The sequence below is a fragment of the Pseudomonas sp. SCT genome, assembly GCF_003864275.1.
Classification (GTDB): Bacteria; Pseudomonadota; Gammaproteobacteria; order Pseudomonadales; family Pseudomonadaceae; genus Stutzerimonas; species Stutzerimonas stutzeri_AE.
Genome location: NZ_BDJA01000007.1, coordinates 48,986 through 66,038, shown reverse-complemented (window position 1 = coordinate 66,038; position 17,053 = coordinate 48,986). Strand labels below are relative to the sequence as shown.

Annotated in this window: 17 protein-coding genes; 8 read left to right on the top strand and 9 right to left on the bottom strand. The window is 63.8% G+C overall.

Going from position 1 to position 17,053, the window contains the following annotated elements:
- Positions 1–9: 9 nt before the first annotated feature.
- Both BHD08_RS17530 and BHD08_RS17525 read left to right on the top strand, forming a co-directional pair.
- Positions 10–528, top strand: coding sequence for a transcriptional regulator (locus tag BHD08_RS17530; protein WP_125023837.1), 519 nt, complete (start codon positions 10–12; stop codon positions 526–528).
- A gap of 128 nt (positions 529–656) precedes the next feature.
- Complete coding sequence (locus BHD08_RS17525; protein ID WP_125023835.1) at positions 657–1,589, top strand: AEC family transporter; 933 nt, start codon at positions 657–659, stop codon at positions 1,587–1,589.
- Between the two features lie 103 nt (positions 1,590–1,692).
- Here the strand turns inward: BHD08_RS17525 and BHD08_RS17520 are convergent, their stop codons facing one another.
- Both BHD08_RS17520 and BHD08_RS17515 read right to left on the bottom strand, forming a co-directional pair.
- Positions 1,693–2,640, bottom strand: a complete 948-nt coding sequence (locus tag BHD08_RS17520) for a class I SAM-dependent methyltransferase (protein ID WP_125023833.1) — start codon at positions 2,638–2,640, stop codon at positions 1,693–1,695.
- 23 nt (positions 2,641–2,663) lie between these two features.
- Entirely contained in the window at positions 2,664–4,085 is a 1,422-nt protein-coding gene (locus BHD08_RS17515) for an iron-containing redox enzyme family protein (protein WP_125023831.1), read from the bottom strand.
- Positions 4,086–4,270: 185 nt separating this feature from the next.
- On the opposite strand from BHD08_RS17515, the gene BHD08_RS17510 reads away from it, so the two are divergent.
- Both BHD08_RS17510 and BHD08_RS17505 read left to right on the top strand, forming a co-directional pair.
- Entirely contained in the window at positions 4,271–4,477 is a 207-nt protein-coding gene (locus BHD08_RS17510) for a hypothetical protein (RefSeq protein WP_125023828.1), read from the top strand.
- Between the two features lie 166 nt (positions 4,478–4,643).
- On the top strand, positions 4,644–4,985 hold the full coding sequence (locus BHD08_RS17505; RefSeq protein ID WP_015278812.1) for a PilZ domain-containing protein: 342 nt from the start codon (positions 4,644–4,646) through the stop codon (positions 4,983–4,985).
- Positions 4,986–5,012: 27 nt separating this feature from the next.
- Here the strand turns inward: BHD08_RS17505 and BHD08_RS17500 are convergent, their stop codons facing one another.
- From BHD08_RS17500 to BHD08_RS17470, 7 genes are all read right to left on the bottom strand, one after another.
- The gene (locus tag BHD08_RS17500; protein WP_125023826.1) at positions 5,013–7,109 is read right to left on the bottom strand and encodes a flagellar biosynthesis protein FlhA; all 2,097 of its coding nucleotides are present in this window, start codon (positions 7,107–7,109) and stop codon (positions 5,013–5,015) included.
- Entirely contained in the window at positions 7,106–8,248 is a 1,143-nt protein-coding gene (flhB, locus tag BHD08_RS17495; RefSeq protein WP_015278810.1) for a flagellar type III secretion system protein FlhB, read from the bottom strand. Before flhB ends, BHD08_RS17500 begins: the two co-directional genes overlap by 4 nt.
- Positions 8,241–9,020, bottom strand: a complete 780-nt coding sequence (fliR, locus tag BHD08_RS17490) for a flagellar biosynthetic protein FliR (protein WP_125024064.1) — start codon at positions 9,018–9,020, stop codon at positions 8,241–8,243. Before fliR ends, flhB begins: the two co-directional genes overlap by 8 nt.
- Positions 9,021–9,041: 21 nt before the next feature.
- On the bottom strand, positions 9,042–9,314 hold the full coding sequence (locus BHD08_RS17485) for a flagellar biosynthetic protein FliQ (RefSeq protein ID WP_014595416.1): 273 nt from the start codon (positions 9,312–9,314) through the stop codon (positions 9,042–9,044).
- 884 nt (positions 9,315–10,198) lie between these two features.
- Complete coding sequence (gene fliP, locus BHD08_RS17480) at positions 10,199–10,954, bottom strand: flagellar type III secretion system pore protein FliP (RefSeq protein ID WP_125023824.1); 756 nt, start codon at positions 10,952–10,954, stop codon at positions 10,199–10,201.
- Positions 10,951–11,322 carry a flagellar motor switch protein FliN gene (gene fliN / locus BHD08_RS17475; RefSeq protein WP_015278806.1) on the bottom strand — a complete coding sequence of 124 codons (372 nt, stop codon included), beginning with the start codon at positions 11,320–11,322 and terminating at the stop codon, positions 10,951–10,953. The genes fliP and fliN overlap by 4 nt, the downstream gene beginning before the upstream one ends.
- On the bottom strand, positions 11,319–12,158 hold the full coding sequence (locus tag BHD08_RS17470) for a FliM/FliN family flagellar motor switch protein (RefSeq protein WP_015278805.1): 840 nt from the start codon (positions 12,156–12,158) through the stop codon (positions 11,319–11,321). The genes fliN and BHD08_RS17470 overlap by 4 nt, the downstream gene beginning before the upstream one ends.
- 435 nt (positions 12,159–12,593) lie before the next feature.
- Between BHD08_RS17470 and BHD08_RS17465 the strand changes: the two genes are divergently transcribed.
- Genes BHD08_RS17465 through BHD08_RS17450 form a run of 4 tightly spaced genes read left to right on the top strand, consistent with a single transcriptional unit; the run spans position 12,594 to position 17,053 of the window.
- Entirely contained in the window at positions 12,594–13,976 is a 1,383-nt protein-coding gene (locus BHD08_RS17465; protein WP_041756824.1) for a sigma-54 dependent transcriptional regulator, read from the top strand.
- Positions 13,977–13,996: 20 nt separating this feature from the next.
- Complete coding sequence (gene fliE, locus BHD08_RS17460) at positions 13,997–14,317, top strand: flagellar hook-basal body complex protein FliE (RefSeq protein WP_015278803.1); 321 nt, start codon at positions 13,997–13,999, stop codon at positions 14,315–14,317.
- Between the two features lie 20 nt (positions 14,318–14,337).
- Positions 14,338–16,014, top strand: coding sequence for a flagellar basal-body MS-ring/collar protein FliF (gene fliF / locus BHD08_RS17455; RefSeq protein ID WP_125023822.1), 1,677 nt, complete (start codon positions 14,338–14,340; stop codon positions 16,012–16,014).
- Complete coding sequence (locus BHD08_RS17450) at positions 15,986–17,053, top strand: FliG C-terminal domain-containing protein (RefSeq protein ID WP_015278801.1); 1,068 nt, start codon at positions 15,986–15,988, stop codon at positions 17,051–17,053. The genes fliF and BHD08_RS17450 overlap by 29 nt, the downstream gene beginning before the upstream one ends.

Below are 17,053 nucleotides of genomic sequence, written 5' to 3'. Positions count from 1 at the left end.
GGAGTCTTTATGAGCATTCCACGTCAAGTCACCCGGCCCAACCATTCCGCGCGCACGCTGGCGCGTGGGCTGGGCTGGTTCAGCATCGGTCTGGGCTTCGTCCAGCTGGTGGCGCCGCGGCAGGTCGCACGCTTTATCGGCATGCCCGGCAGCGACGGGCTGGTCCGCGCCTGCGGGCTGCGCGAGATCGCCACTGGGGTCGGCATCCTGCTGGCGGATGATCCCAAGCCCTGGATCTACGGCCGTATCGGCGGCGATGCCCTGGACCTGGCCGGTCTCGGCTGGAGCATCGAGCACGGCCACGAGCCGGCGAATGCGGCCATCGCCGCCGGCGCGGTAGCCGGTATTACCGCGCTGGACCTGAGCTGCGCCAAGGCATTGGATGAGGAGCGGGTTCCGGCAGTCGAATGGGACTACAGCGACCGCAGCGGTTTTCCCGGTGGCACTGCGCAGGTTCGTGGCAGCGTCGAGACCGAGTTCGCTGCCGCACGAGCCGAACCCAACGGCTATTCGCCATCGCTTCACTGAGCTGAAGTCCGGGTCGGCCGGGCACAGCCTGGTCGACTCTGTGCGCGACGATCCGCCGCATTTGCTATGGTGGCCGGCCGTTTTGGTCCAGGCCTAGTGCCGCGCCGCCAGTTTGCAGATGAGAGTCCATGTCTTCGGTCGTCAATGTCGTCCTGCCCGTCTTTGCGCTGATCCTGCTCGGTTACCTGTGCCGCCGTAGCGGCAGGATGGGGCCGACCGGCGCCTCGGAACTCAACCGTTTCGTGGTCTGGCTGGGCCTGCCGGCGCTGCTGTTCAGCGTCGTCGCCACCTCGACCTGGGAGCAGCTCTGGCAGCCCGGCTTTATCGCCGCGTTCGCCATCGGCTGCCTTGGCGTGTTTGCCTTCACTCTTGCGTATCGCATGTTGCAGAAGCAGCCGCTGGTCGACGCCAGCCTGGATGCGCTGGGAGCCTCCTACGCCAACACCGGCTATGTCGGCATTCCGCTGTGCATGCTGGTGCTCGGCGACGAGGCGCTGCAGCCGGCGATGGTCGCCTCGATCGTGGTTGTCTGCGTGCTGTTCGCCATTGCCCTGGCCTGCGTCGAGACCGGCCTGCATGCCGGGCAGGGCTTGCTGCGCACGCTCGGCAAGGTAAGCAGTGCACTGGTACGCAATCCTCTGGTGATTGCGCCGCTGCTCGGTGCGCTCTGGGCGGCGAGTGCCCTGCAATTGCCGGTGCCGCTGGCGACGCTGCTCAAGCTGCTGGGTGCGGCCGCGGCGCCTTGTGCGCTGGTTTCGCTGGGGCTGTTCCTCGCCCAGCCGCAGCCGGGAGGCAAGGTACAGGGGGTGTGGCCGCTGGTGGGGCTGAAGCTGGTGGTGCAGCCGCTGATCACCTGGTATCTGGCTTTTCAGGTGTTCGAGCTGCCCACCCTGTGGGCCTATTCGGCGCTGCTGCTCAGCGCGTTACCGACCGGGACCGGGCCGTACATGCTCGCGGAATTTTATGGACGCGAAGGCTCGCGGGTGTCGCGGGTGGTGCTGCTGTCGACGCTGGGCTCGCTGATCAGCCTGTCGCTGATTCTGGTGCTATTGCCGGTCTGATAAGCGCGCTCACTTGCGCGTGGATAAGCCTGCGGCGTTATCCACCCTACGCCTGGCCGATCGCAGGGTGGAAAACCGCGAAGCGTGTTCCACGCGGGAACGTTCAGCTCGCCGCCCGCGTCACTTCCAGCACCACGGCAGCGATGCGATCGCACTGGGTATAGGCGCCGCCAAGCAGCTCCTCGCCGAATACGTCCGGGTCGATTTCACGGTAGCCCCACTGCAGGTCGGTACGCTCCAGGCGCTGGCGCACCTCGGCCAGGAACGGGTCCTGGTTGTCGATCATGGCGACCCCGGTGTACAGCAGCAGCGTGCCGCCCGGTGCCAGCCGGCCGAGCGCGGCATCGAGAATTGCCAGCGACAGACCAGCCCCCAGCGGGCCGCCGCCGTGGCGGTAGGCGCGCTGATCGGCGTCGACCAGATAGGGTGGGTTGGCCAGGACCAGATCGAACTCGCCTTGCGCGTTGCTCAGCAGGTCACTGTGTTCGGTGCGCAAGTTGTCCACACCCGCCAGCGCCGCGTTGATGCGGGTCAGGCGCAGCGCCTGTGGGTTGATATCTACCGCCAGCACTTCGGCTTGCGGTCGCGCCAGGGCGGTGAGAATCGCGCCGGCGCCCGAGCCGCAGCCGATGTCCACCACGCGGCGGATCTCGCCGGCATGCTGATTCAGGTGGCAGCGGATGGCGCTGGCGAAACGGTAGGTGTCCGGCCCGAAGAACACCGCATCGCTGGCTTCGGTGGGAAAGGCCGAGTGCAGGAATAGCTGACCGTCGAGGCTGGACAGGCGCACCTTGGAGCGCCAGCGCGAGCCGTGGGCTTCCAGCACGGCGGCCTGATCCATCAGGCTGAACAGCGGTGGTGGCAGCAGTTCGTGCTGGAACGGGCGGCTCCAGCCGAACACCCCTGGCAGGTCCTCGGCGAGCGCGTTTTCCGGACGCAGATTGACCCGTTCATGGGTCAGCGGCGTGGGGGTGATGAAGTGATAGCCGCGATCGCGCAGCGCCTGGCCCAGATGCAGCAGCGCGCGGTCCTGCGCGTTTTCCATGGTCATCGTCGCTTTCCTTGATGGTGCCGTCAGTTGAAAAGTCCGTTGAACAGCCGCGTGGCGAGCAGCCCGGCGGCAGTGTGGTGGCGTTGCGGAGCGAGCAGCGGCAGCAGCAGGCGCATGCGTGCGGCGCGATCGGGCAGGCGCGCCACCTGCTGCTCGAGCAGCTGCAGTTCTTCGTCGAAATCGTTGCCGGCAGCAGCCGCAGCCGGTTGCGCTGCACTCGGCACCTGCGGCACGCGGCGGCTGTTGAACAGTGCCTGCCGCTGCAGCAGCGCACCGCGCGGGCTGCGCTTGCCGTCTGGCTGCCAGTCGGGGGCGATCCAGTCATGGATCATCTGCTGCTCATAGGCGCTGAAGACCCCGAACATCGGTGCCTGTTCGCCGACGATGAGTTGCCAGAAGCGACTTTCCTGCGGGTCATGGCCGCGCTTGATCCAGCCGCGCTTGTCCAGCACGGCGAGGAACTGCTCGACGTCCTCGGCCAGCCACTGGTTGACCGTGCGACCTTCGAAGCGGCAATAGTCGGAATGCACGAACTGACCGACCGCGGCCTTCTTCTCGAAGATGCGCTGCACCTCGCGGGGCAGATCGAAGTCGCCGATCACCGAGACAGTGCTGGCGCCGAGGTCGTTGAGCCGGTAGCCGTCGCGCACCCGTCGATAGAACTCCGCGCTGTCGCCGACTTGCGGCAAGGCGTCCAGCAGGCCCTGCACGGCCTTCTTCGCGTGACCGTTGTCGGCGTTGTCCACGGTGACGTGCAGGGTGAAGTAGTAGGGGTCGATGCCCAGTTCGGTCAGCTCGTAGGAGGTGATCAGCAGGTGCAGCGGCAGTTGTTCGTAGCCCAGGTTGAAACCGATCACCTCCGGCAGGAACTGCTCGGCATGCTCGGCCAGCGCCAGCTGAATGGCACCCTGGACGAAGTGCTCATCGTCCAGCTCCTGCCAGTCGTCGCAGCCCTGACTGGCGAGCAACTTGCGATAGAGCACCACATGATTCTTTTCCGGCAGACCTTCGCCGAGCTCTTCCAGATAGGTCTGGATCAGTGCGGTGAAACGCGCATCGTCCCAGCGCTGCAGCAGGCCGTAGAGCCAGGCGCCATCCACCAGCTTGGTCGGCGCGACCCCACGGAGGAAGTGCAACGCATGGGCCTTGCTGGAGAAATAGCGACGCGCCCCGCCGGCCCGGCGCTGATCGAGATAGGCCTGGTACTGGCGGCCAACCGTTTCGGTGCGCTGAACAACCCAGGCGTGCAGATCGGCCGGGTCTTCCGGCAGGTCGTAGGGCAAGGCGGCAGCAGCTTCGAGCTGCAGGCGCAGGTAATCCGCCGCACTGTCGCGCGCGTGCTGATCGACTTCGCGAACGAGGGTGAAGTACAGCGCCCGGGACGACTGGTCCGGCTGCGCATTGATGGCAGGGGCGATCGGCAGGCTGCGAGAAGTCAGTTGCATGATTCTGTTCTATGGCAGTTCTAGTGGAGTTTTGGCTGCCCGGTCGCGGGTTTAGTTCAGCTGCCCCGCCGAGCGGCCATTGGTCCAGAAAGCCGGCTCGACCCTGCAACTTCCGCCGGCCCGGCCCTTCCTAAGCGAGAGGGCCCCGGATCGGCTGGGGTGCTGCGACGAACGAGGAGCGCGTGATGAGCGAGAACGAACAGGGCCGCGAAAGCATCGAGTCCATCGACCAGAGCGGCGATGCCCACGAGCAGAATCCGGAGACCACCTCGACCCAGGGCGAGGTCGCCGGCGGTGACGAAAGTGACGTGCCAGGCGGTGCCTACAACGTGCCGCCAGGATTGGCCGATGAAGTCAGCGACGAGCCGGCTCAGGGCGAGTCGAAGCGCTAGGCGCAGTGGGCGACGGTGTGACGGATATCACGAGGATGATTGGGATGGCGGGTTGCGTTTAACTGCAGCGGCGATCGGGTCGCCTGCTGGCTCTATACACTGCCAGCGATTGCGGTAGCGGAGCCTTCCGTGCCGCAGCACCGATCCATCTGCCCGAGCAACGGACATGCGCCAGCACAGCCGCTTCAGCTTCCGCCACATCAGCAGCATCCAGGTCACCAATCGGCTGAACGGCGAGCCGATGGGTTATGTCGCCGATCTGTCGCTCGGCGGGCTGCGCCTGGTCGCCAAACAGCCGCTGGCAGTGGGCGGTTGCTACGAGATGGTGCTGCACGTGCCGGAACAGGGTGAACGGGTGCGACAGATCGAGGCGGTGGTGATCTGTCAGTGGTCGCGCAAGGATTCACGGCGCGACAGCTTCGAAATGGGCTTCGCCCTCGATCGGCCGTCGGCGGAATTCACCGCCATGGTCGCGCAACAGCTGCCGCGGCGGCGCAAGGTCTTCTAGGGCCTGTGCTGCCGCGGCTGGTTGCCCTCAGCCCAGCGTGCCGAGGATGTTCACACCGACGCGGTCGGGAATCTCGTTCTGCGACAGCACGTGCAGCCCCGGGCTGAACACCCGCGCGTAACGCGCCAATAGCGGGCGCAGCTGCGGCATCACGGTGAGGATCGGCGGGTGGCCGTCCTTGCGCAGTTTTTCCTTCACCACCGGCATGCTGTTCTGCAGCTGGTTGAGCAGGCTTGGTTCCACCGGAATGTTGTCCAGGCTCACCGGTCCGGCCTGCTGGGCGATCGCCAGGGCGTTGAGCAAGGTGTTTTCCAGCGCATTCTCCAGAACGAACACGCCCAATTCACGACGGTCACCGGCGACCATCGAAACGATGCTGCGGCGCAGCGCATAGCGCACGTCAGCGGCGAGCAGTACCGGGTCCTTGGTGGTTTCGCTGCATTCGAGCAGGGTGCTGGCGATGGTCTCGATGTCGCGCAGCGGCACTTCTTCCAGCAACAGCTGACGGTACACGCGCATCTGCTGGGTGTAGCTCAGGGCGTTCTTCAGGCTTTCGGCAAGTTTCGGCGCCTGCACGGTCAGGCGCTGCATCAGGTGCTCGACGTCGTCGTGCTTGAACAGGTCCGGCAGATGCTCGCGGATCACCTTGTTCAGGTGCGTGGCGATGACGCTGGCGCAGTCGATCACCTGATAGCCGAGGTTCAGCGCCCGCGACTTGTCGGTCGGCTGGATCCACACGACCTGCATGCGATAGGCCGGATCGGTGCCGAGGATGCCGTCGATCTCGCCGTACAGCTCCGGCGAGGGGATCGCCATCAGGCGGTCGGCATGCAGCTCGGCGCCGTCGATCTTCTCGCCATTGATGTAGATGTCGTACTGCGAGGCCTTGAGCCTGAGGCTATCGCGGATCTGCACTTCCGGCAGCAGAAAGCCCAGGTGCTCGGAGAGTGTCTGGCGCACACCGCGTACCCGCGCCGGCAGTGGCGCGCCGGAGGCCTCGTTGACCAGCCCGACCAGTTTGTAGCCGAGCGATACCGACAGCCGCTCGACCAGCGGAATGTCTTCCCATGCCAGGCTCTGCGCCTTTTCCTTGTCCATGGCCTGGCCGAGCTGCTGGATCTCCTTGAGGTCGGCGCCGGCGGCCGGCGGTTCATGCAGCGAGACGCGCCAGGCGATGAAGCCGATCAGCGCAGCGAAGCCGAGAAACGCCAGGTGCGGCATGCCCGGGACCATGCCAAGCACGAAGAGAATGCCGGCGACGGTGTACAGCGAGGCCGGGTTGGCCAGCAGCTGGCGCTGGACCTGGCTGGTGATGTCGCTGGATTCATTGATGCGGGTGACGATGATCGCCGCCGCGGTGGACAACAGCAGCGCCGGAATCTGCGCCACCAGGCCGTCACCGATGGTCAGCAGGGCGTACTGCTTGAAGGCCTCGCCAGCGCCGAGATCGTGGACGAATACACCGATGGCGAAACCGCCGAACAGGTTGATCAGCAAGATCAGGATGCCGGCGATGGCATCGCCGCGGACGAACTTCGAGGCACCGTCCATCGCACCGTAGAAGTCGGCTTCCTTGGCCACTTCCTGGCGCCGTGCCTTGGCATCTTCCTGGGTCAGCAGGCCGGCATTGAGATCGGCGTCGATGGCCATCTGCTTGCCCGGCAGGGCGTCGAGGGTGAAGCGCGCGGTGACTTCGGAGATGCGCTCGCCGCCCTTGGTGATGACGATGAAGTTGATGATCATCAGGATCACGAACACCACCAGGCCGACGATGAAGTTGCCGCCGATCACCACCTCGCCGAAGGCCTCGATCACCTTGCCCGCCGCGCCGGTGCCCGTATGGCCCTCGAGCAGCACCACCCGCGTCGAGGCGACGTTCAAGGTCAGGCGCATCAGCGTGGTGACCAGAATCACCGTGGGGAACAGCGAGAAATCCAGCGGGCTCTTCGACGATACGCTGACCAGCAGCACCAGCACCGCCATGGCGATGTTGAAGGTGAACAGGATATCCAGCAGCTGCGGCGGCAGCGGCAGGATGATCATCGCCAGAATCGACAGGATGATCAGCGGAATGCCGATCCGGCCACTGCGGAAGGTCGGCGTCAGTTTCTGCATCAGGCTCATGAGCGTGCTCGGTTGAACAATTCTTCGGGGATGTGGATGTTGCTGGCCAGCGCCGGTTTACCCTGGCGACGGCCCTGTTTCCAGGCCTTGAGCTGGAGGATGTAGGTCAGCACGTGGGCCACGGCGGTATAGAGCGGTGCCGGAATCTGCTGGTTGACCTGGGTGCTGTAGTAGATCGCGCGGGCCAACGGCGGCAGCTCGATCACTTCCAGCGCATTGGCCTGGGCCATCTTGCGGATGTACAGCGCCATCTCGTCGACGCCGCGGGCGATGACGAAGGGCGTTTCGGCCTTCTTCGGGTCGTACTTGAGCGCCACGGCATAGTGGGTCGGGTTGACGATCACCACATCGGCCTCCTTGATCACCTTGGTGATCTGCCGCTGCGCGAGCTGGCGTTGCAGCTGCTTGATGCGTGCCTTCACCTCGGGGCGGCCTTCCTGGTTCTTGTGCTCTTCCTTGCGCTCCTGCTTGGTCATGCGCATCTTCTTCAGGAAGAAGAAGCGCTGCAGCGGGATGTCGATGAAGGAGAACAGGACGAACACCAGCAGCAGCGAAAACGCCAGATCGAAGGTCAGCGAGAAGGCGCCACCGATGGCGTTGAAGATGTCCGTGCGCTGCAGTGCGATCAGCCGTGGCGCAGCGTAGTACAGCTGCCAGCCGGCGATGCCGAGCAGCGCGGATATCTTCAGCAGCGACTTGGCCAGCTCGCTCCAGTTCTGCGCACCGACCATCCGTCCCAGTCCGGTGATGGGGTTGAGCTTGCCGAAGTTCGGCGCGAAATTCTTCGAGGCGAATACCCAGCCGCCCGGCACCAGGGCAAAGGCGATGACCAGGATCGGCGTCAGCAGCAGCGGCAGCAGCACGCTGACGAACACCAGCAGGTTGTGCAGCAGAATCACCTGCACGTCATCGATGCCGATCTCGCTCTGCTGGAAGTTGATATAGGAGTAGCTGAAGCTCTGCTGCATGCCGTCGAGGAACACCCCGGCGCTGAGCTTGAGCAGCAGCAGCGTGGCAAGCAGCGACACGGTGGTGGCAACGTCCTTGGAGCGGGTGACCTGGCCATCGTCGCGACTCTTCTTGAGTTTCTGCTCGGAGGCCTCTTCGGTCTTTTCCTGGCTGCTGTTCTGCTCAGACATGGCCGCTGCTCCTGAGCAGTACGCCGATCTTGTCCAGCAGGTCGCGGGTCAGGTGCAGGTAAGCCTCGGCGAGGTTTGGCAGGGTCAGGTAGATCAGCGACAGCCCGGCCAGGATCGCCATGGGAAAGCCCAGCGAGAAGAGGTTCATCGCCGGCGAGATGCGATTCAGCAGGCCGAAGCAGAACTGCACCAGGGTCATGCAGAAGACGATCGGCAGCGCGATCAGCAACGCCGCCGAGATCACCCAGGCCATCGACCAGGCGATGGTCTGCAGGCCGTCGTAGAACAGCCCGCTGCCGATCGGCCAGTAGACGAAGCTCTGGTAGATGATGCTTACCGTGACCAGATGGCCGTCGACGGCGAAGAACAGCAGCGCCAGCAGGATGAAGTACAGCTGGTAGATGATCGAGGCCGAGGAGACGCCGTTCATGGGGTCGTTGAATACCGCCATGGACAGGCCGAGCTGAGTCGAGACCACGTCACCGATCAGGGTGAACACGGTGAACACCAGCAGCAGCGCCAGGCCCAGCAGCAGGCCCATGGCGATCTGCTCGATGGCGGTCAGCATGCCGGCCAGCGACAGCGGGTCGAGATTGGGTGGCGTCGGCAACGCCGCGCCCAGCACCAGGGTCAGCGCCAGCGCCAGGAGGATGCGCACGCGTACACTGATCGCCTTGTGATTGAACATCGGCGCCAGGCTGAACACGGCCATGATCCGGCAGAACGGCCACCAGTAGGCGAGCAGTGATTGCAGGTATTGGCCGGCGTGCATCAGGGGATCGTTGGGCATGATTCAGCCGACCAGGCGACCCGCCTGCTGGAAGGTTTCGATGAACAGATCGCTCAGCGTGCGCAGGATCCAGTGCCCGGCGAACACCAGCATGCCGAGGGTGATCAGCAGGCGCGGGAGGAAGCTCAGCATCTGTTCGTTGATCTGGGTGGCGGCCTGGAAAATGCTGATCAGGAGGCCGCCGAGCAGGCTCGGGACGATCAGTACGCAGACCACCAGGACGATCACGTGGATGGCGTTGGAGACGATATGGACGGCGGTGTCGGGAGTTAGCATTGGGGCACCTGGAAGGTGATACAGCCGCTGTAGGTCGCGGCGAGCCGGTAGCGGCTTTGGCCTCGGGTGTAATGGCTCTTTGTTGTGGTTGGCTGAGGCAGTGGTTTCGCCCTGCTGGGCGAGTCCCTTTTGGCAGTCGCCCCAAAAGGAACCAAAAGGTCTTGCCCCTCCATCCGGGTCTCGCTGCGCTCGACTTCCCTCACTCCATCGCTGCTCCGAGGGTCGCCGTGCAAGGGCCATCCATGGCCCTTCACGGCTCTCGCGGCATCCATGCCGCTAGCCCCTCTGCGCAGCGATTCCATTCGGCCTTTTGAAAGGGGCGTTTGGCGTCGTCTGGAAGTTCGTGCAATGGAAAAGCAGCTTTGCCCGCAGGCAGGCTCCGTAGGGTGGAAAACTGCGAAGCATTTTCCACCGCAATCGGCGGTATAGAAATTTGCCTTTGAATATCGGTGGGTAAGCTTTGCGTTACCCACCCTACGATCCCTTGAAGCCCGCACATCCACTTCGTTGCAAGAGCTTTCAGGCACGACCGAGTCGCCCCTTTCAGGAGGCCGAGCGCAGGTGGCGTGGAAGGGGTTGAGCGGCATGGATGCCGCGAGAGCCGCGATGGGCCAGGGATGACCCTTCGCGGCGGGCCCCTGGAGCGTCACCGGAGCGAGGGAACTCCGGCGCAGCCGGGGCCGTATGGAGGGGCAAGCGTTTTTGCTTACTTTTTTCGCGACTGAAAAAAGTGAGTCGCCCAGCCGGGCGAAACCAATGCGTCGGCCAACTGCGCCAATGGGCTGTACTCGGAGAGCCCCAAGCCCAAACACTTCGCGGCAAAGGTGCCCAGCCTCCCCACTCTCCAAGCCCCACCACCTGGCAAACGCATCCATTCCCATCACCTAAAACGGCTGAATACTGGTGGTCAACGTCCCCATCAACAGCGCCCAGCCATCGACCAGCACGAACACCATCAGCTTGAACGGCAACGAAATCATCATCGGCGAGAGCATCATCATGCCCATCGCCATCAGCACGCTGGCCACCACCAGATCGATCACCAGAAACGGCACGAAGATCATGAAGCCCAGCTGGAACGCGGTCTTCAGCTCGCTCAGCACGAATGCCGGCAGCAGCAGCGAGAAATCCAGCTCGTCGAGGTTTTCCGGCAGCTGTTCGCCGGCCAGGGCCACCATGGTTTCCAGGGAGTTCTTGTTGGTCTGCGCCAGCATGAAGCCGGCCAGGCTGCCCTTGGCCGAATCGAGTGCCTGTTCAAGAGTGATCTCGTCGTTCTGGAACGGCTCGTAGGCCTGGCTATGGATTTCCTGCCAGACCGGGCGCATCACCAGCAGGGTGACGATCAGGGCAATGCCGATCAGTACCTGGTTCGGCGGGCTCTGCTGTAAGCCGATGGCCTGGCGCAGGATGGCCAGGACGATGATGAAGCGGGTGAAGCAGGTCATCATCATCAGCATCGCCGGCAGGAAGCCGAGCAGCGTCATGATGATGAGGATCTGCAGCTTCACCGAGAATTCCTGGCCGTTCTCGGTATCGTTCAGGTTGAACAGGGTGATCTCGCCGCCGGCGGCCTGGGCTGCCAGAGGCATCAGCCCGATCAGCAGCAGGCCGAACAGGCTCAGGCCGCGACGCAGGTTCATGGGGCGAAGGCGTCCAGGCTGGTGCCGGACAGCTCGACGATGCGCAGGCCGTAGTTGCCGTTCATCACCACCACCTCGGCCTTGGCGAACAGGGTACCGTTGACCTTCACGTCCAGCGGTTCGCCGGCCAGCTTGTCGAGCACGATCACGCTGCTGGTATCGCACTCCATCAGCTCCTTGAGGGAGATTTCCGCGGAGGCAACCTCGAGAGTGACGTTCACCGGGATCTTGCCGAAGAAGCTCAGATCCTGGCGCGGTGCAGGTGCGGCGGCCGGGGCCTCGAGCGCCGGAGCGTCGACCGCATCCAGGCTGAGGTCGCCTTCGTTGATGAGGTTTTCGAATTCGTTGTCGGAAAGATGGCCGTTCATTGGGGGTTCACGCTTTCAAGTGAAGTAAGGAACAGGGCCCCGTCCTCTTCGAAGATGGTGCCGCGATAGAGCTTCTGCTGGTTGATGCGCACTTCGTAGCGGTCCAGCGGGCGCAGCATCAGGATGTCGTCGAGCTGCAGCGCGAGTACCTGCGCCAGCGGCATCTGCGCCGCCGCGACCACGCAATCGAGGCGCACCGGCAGATGCTTGATGTGATCGATGGGGTTGCCGGGCAAACGCGCCGGGGCCGGGCCGGCGAGACGGCTGGTCAGTTCGTCGACCAGGTCGGTATCCAGATAGATGTAGATCGAGGAGCGGCTACCGGTGATATGGCTGATGTACTCGTACTCGGCCACATATTCCCAGCTGGTTTCCTCGTAGTCATTGCGATAACTGTCGAGTTTGCCGAATGTCTCGCCGGACAATATCGAGCGCGCAAATATATCGGTGATGTCCATGCCCAGACGATTGCGCATCCGTTGCTCGGACGTACTGATCGGTGGGGTGTCCTGACTGGCTACTACGGTGCCGCCGTAATAACACTCCAGGGCTTCTGTAAGCAGTGCGCGATCAATTGAAAAACCAACTTTGCCCATGGCCGAGCGATAAATGCCGTCCGGCTCTTCGCTGCGCTCTTCCTGAACATCGATCTTGTTCAGCTCGAGGTTGATCCGGTAGTTGCGCAGGAAGTAGTCGCCGATCAGGCGCGGGTTCTTGTTGGTGCTTTCCTTTATGTACTGCGGAATCTTGTGGTGATGCCGTCCCAGCTTCTGCGGTTTCAATACAGTCAGGCTTTGGGCGGGCACGCCATGGTGGACTTTTGAATTGCCAGTCATGTTGTGAACTGTATTTCCTGGGGTCGGTTAACACGGCGGCGTTGCCGCTGGCCGTGCATGCAGATGGTTGGCTGGCAGGCACCGGTGTTTTCCGGGCACGGCTCTAGCGTGCCGCCATCCTAGGCCTGGGCGCGTGAGGGGGTTAAATCAAGAGATATCAAATGAGCTTTTTTGAGCTCATCAGGCATCGGTTGATTTCAATTAAGCAGAACTGATTGGGGGATTGATCCAGCGTCCTGATAGCGTGCGCGCACTTGTCCGGGAAGTGCCGTTGGGTAGATCGCTTCGGCAGCGAAGTTGCCATGCAGAAGACGACGTTCGGTTCCGGAAAATTAAATCTTTTTTTCTTTTGCTTGTTTCTGGTGTCGCGCTCATCGCCAGCGCGGCCAATACTGGAAGGGCAAGGTGGTCACATTGAAGAGTATCAGTCAGGCAATGAATTACTCATGCGACGAGCTATTCGATGAATTGCCGGCGAAGAAGATCGCCATCATCGGAAGTGCCCATGAGGCGGCTTGCGATTTTCTCCAGGTTGGCTTGCGCCGGCAGGGCTGCAAAGTTGAGCGCTACGACGATCTGGATGGACTGGTTAAAGCCGCGATCGATCAGTTCTCCCTGATATTCGTTGTGGTCGGAAGTTTGCCGGCGCGCTCCTTATATGCACAGGTGGAGGCGCTGACACGTCGGGCACGCAATGTAAGTGTCATCCCGGTGGTTGAATACGCCGATCAGGAAAAGGCGGCAGCGCTGCTCGAGATCGGTTGCGTCGATTACTTGCTGTCGCCTTTCAGTGAAGCCCAGTTGGCTGCATTGCTGCGCCGCCAGGTCTGCGCCGAGACCGCCCAGGAAAGCTTCGTCTCCTGTTCCCAGGCCGGCCGCCGGCTGCTGGCCATGGCTCAGCGCGTTTCGCTGACTCGCGCGCCGATCCTCATCACTGGCGAGACCGGTACCGGCAAGGAGCTGATGGCGCGCTACATCCATCGCTTCTCCGCCAGTCCGGATGCTCCGTTCATTGCGGTCAACTGCGCGGCAATTCCCGAGCAGATGCTCGAATCCATTCTCTTCGGTCATGAAAAGGGCGCCTTCACCGGTGCGGTGAGTGCCCAGCCCGGCAAGTTCGAGCTGGCCAACGGCGGCACCCTGCTGCTCGACGAGATCGGCGAGCTGCCGCTGGGGCTGCAGGCCAAGCTGCTGCGGGTGCTGCAGGAGCAGCGTGTGGAGCGTCTGGGTGGCCGGCGCGAGATCGAGCTGAACGTGCGCATCATCGCCGCGACCAACCGCGATCTGCAGCAGGAGGTGGCCGAGGGCCGCTTCCGTGCCGACCTGATGTTCCGCCTCGACGTGCTGCCGCTGCACATCAGCCCGCTGCGCGAACGCAAGGAAGATGTGTTGCCGCTGGCGCGCCGCTTCATCGGCAAGTACGCGCCGCAGGAGGCCCATGATGAGCTGCTCACCGAGGATGCCTGCCGCGCGCTGCTGCAGCACGACTGGCCGGGCAATGCCCGTGAGCTGGAAAACACGGTGCAGCGTGCGCTGGTGCTGCGCAATGGCCTGTTCATCCAGCCGCAGGACCTCGGCCTGGCGGCACCTGCGGCCGCATCGGTCCGAGTCGAAAAGCCGCTGACGCTCGCGGCCGAGAACGGCAAGGCAGCGCTGCGCGCCAGCGGCAAGTGGGCCGAGTACCAGCACGTGATCGACACCATTCGCCGCTTCGACGGCCACAAGACCAAGGCCGCCGCGAGCCTCGGCATGACCTCGCGCGCCTTGCGCTACCGCCTCAATGCGATGCGCGAGCAGGGCATCGAGCTGAATTTCTGAATGATCGGGGGAGAGCAACCATGAGTTCCATCACTCAGGTGCAGCAGGATCTGCTGGGCCGCATGCAACAGCTGGCCGGGGCCGCCGAAGGGCAGCCGATCCGGCCGTCGAGCATGGCGGCTAACGCCATCAGCGGCTCGTTCGAGGCGGCGCTGCGTTCGGTGGATGCCGAGCAGCGCCAGGCCAGCGCGGCGATGGCGGCGGTCGACAGCGGCAAGAGCGACGATCTGGTCGGCGCGATGATCGACAGTCAGAAGGCCAGCGTGTCGTTCTCCGCCCTGCTGCAGGTGCGCAACAAACTGACGACGGCGTTCGACGACGTCATGCGAATGCCGCTTTGATCGGCCCAGAGAGCTAAGACGTGCTGCAGAAAATCAAATCCAGGTTGCCCGCAGGTGGGCTGCAACTCGATCCGCGCGTGACGCTGGCCGGCATGGCGGTGATCGCCGCCGCGCTGGCCGTGGCCGTGGCCTTCTATCTGTGGCGTGACAACGGCTCGTTCCGCCCGCTGCACGGCGCCGGTGAGTCGTTTCCTGCCGCCGAGGTGATGCAGATACTCGACGGCGAAGCGCTGCAGTACCGCATCCATCCGCAGAGCGGGCAGATCCTGGTCCGTGAGGATCAGCTGGCACAGGCGCGGCTGCTGCTCAACGCCAAGGGCGTGAAGGTGGCGCAGCCGGCCGGTTACGAACTGTTCGACAAGGAAGAGCCGCTTGGCACCAGCCAGTTCGTTCAGGACGTGCGCCTCAAGCGCAGCCTGGAAGGTGAGCTGGCGCGCACAGTGATGGCGCTCAAGGGCGTACAGCAGGCGCGGGTGCATCTGGCGCAGGAGGAGAACAGCTCCTTCGTGGTCAGCAAGCGTGCGCCGAGCAAGGCGTCGGTGATGCTGCAGCTGGAGCCCGGCTACAAGCTGAGCAGCGACCAGGTCGGTGCCATCGTCAATCTGGTCGCCAACAGCGTGCCCAATCTCAAGCCGGAAGATGTCGGCGTGGTCGACCAGTACGGCGCGCTGCTCTCGCGCGGGCTCAACGTTGGCGGCGGGCCGGCGCAGAACTGGCAGGCGGTGGAGGACTACCAGCAGAAGGCCGCGGGCAACATCGAGCAGGTGCTGGCACCCGTGCTGGGCCTGGGCAACTTCCGCATCAGCGTGGCGGCGGATATCGATTTCAGCCAGAAGGAAGAGACCTTCCAGTCCTACGGCGACACGCCGCGGCTGCGCAACGAAGTCCTGCGCAACGAAAGCGCGCTGGACCGCCTGGCGCTTGGCGTGCCCGGCTCGCTGAGCAACAGGCCGCTGCCGCCTGCGCCTGACGGCGAGGAAGCGCAGCAGCTGGCCACCGAGAACAAGGGGGCGACGTCGCTGCGCGAGGAATCGACCCGGCAGATGGATTACGACCAGAGCGTCGTGCACGTCAAGCACGCCGGCTTCGCTCTGCGTCAGCAAAGCGTGGCGGTGGTCCTCAACTCTGCGGCGGCGCCGAAGGGTGGCTGGACAGACGAGGCCCGTGCCGAAATGGAGGCAATGGTGCGCAATGCCGTCGGCTTCAAGCAGGAGCGCGGCGATCTGCTCAGCCTCAGCGTGTTGCCGTTCGCCGCCGTCGAGCAGATCGAGCAGGTCGTGCCCTGGTGGGAGAACAGCCAGATCCATGCGCTGGCCAAGGTCGGCGTGGCCGGACTGATCGCCCTGTTGCTGCTGCTGATCGTGGTGCGCCCGGCGGTACGCAACCTGACCCAGCGCAACGTCCAGGCGCTGCCGCAGGGCGAGGGACTGGAAGGCAGTCTGGTCGAGCCGAGTGCGCCGGCCGCATTGGAAGGCGACGCCAGGCCGGCGCTGGCCAGCCCGCGCGAATCGAACGGGCCGCATATTTTCGGCGAGCTCAACCCGCTCTCGGAGATCCGCCTGCCGGCGCCGGGTTCGGGGTTGGAGCTGCAGATCGAGCATTTGCAGATGCTCGCCAAGAACGATCCCGAGCGGGTATCGGAAGTCATCAAGCATTGGATAGGGCGCAATGAAAGAGATCTCAACCCAGCCGGCTGAAGAAAGCCAGGCGTCGTCCCGCGAGATCAAGCCGCGGCCGGTGCAGCTGCGCTCGGTCAGTTCGCTGGATCAGGCGGCAATCCTCATGCTGAGCATGGGCGACGAGATTTCCGCGGGCATCCTGCGCAACTTCTCCCGCGAGGAAATCATCAGCATCAGCCAGGCGATGGCGCGACTGTCCAACGTCAAGCAGCCGATGGTTTCCGACGTGATCAGCCGCTTCTTCGACGACTACAAGGAGCAGAGCAGCATCAAGGGCGCCTCGCGTTCCTACCTGGCCGGGATGCTCGGCAAGGCGCTCGGCGGCGACATCACCCGCTCGCTGCTGGACTCCATCTATGGCGAGGAGATCCGCGCCAAGATGGCCAAGATGGAATGGCTCGATCCCAAGCAGTTCGCCGCGCTGATCGCCAAGGAGCACGCGCAGATGCAGGCGGTTTTCCTCGCCTTCCTGCCGCCGGGCATGGCTACCGAGGTGCTCGAGTGCATGCCGGCCGAGCGCCAGGACGAGCTGCTCTACCGCATCGCCAACCTGTCGGAGGTCAACAGCGATGTGATCGCCGAGCTGGAGCAGCTGATTGACCGCAGCCTCAAGGTGCTCAGTACCCAGGGTTCGCAGGTTCGCGGCGTCAAGCAGGCGGCCGACATCATGAACCGCTTCAAGGGCAATCGCGACCAGATGTTCGAGCTGCTGCGCGCGCACAACGAGGAGCTGGTCGGCAAGATCGAGGATGAGATGTATGACTTCTTCATCCTTTCGCGGCAGAACCAGGACGTGCTGCAGACCCTGTTGGAGGTCATCCCGCTGGATGAGTGGGTGGTCGCGCTGAAGGGCGCCGAACCAGAGCTGGTCAAGGCCATCCAGGGCGCCATGCCCAAGCGCCAGGCGCAGCAGATGGAGTCGATCAACCGGCGCCAGGGTCCGGTGCCGCTGAGCCGTGTCGAGCAGGTACGCAAGGACATCATGGCCGTGGTGCGCGAGATGTCCGCCGATGGCGAGCTGCAGGTCCAGCTGTTCCGCGAGCAGACGGTGGAATGA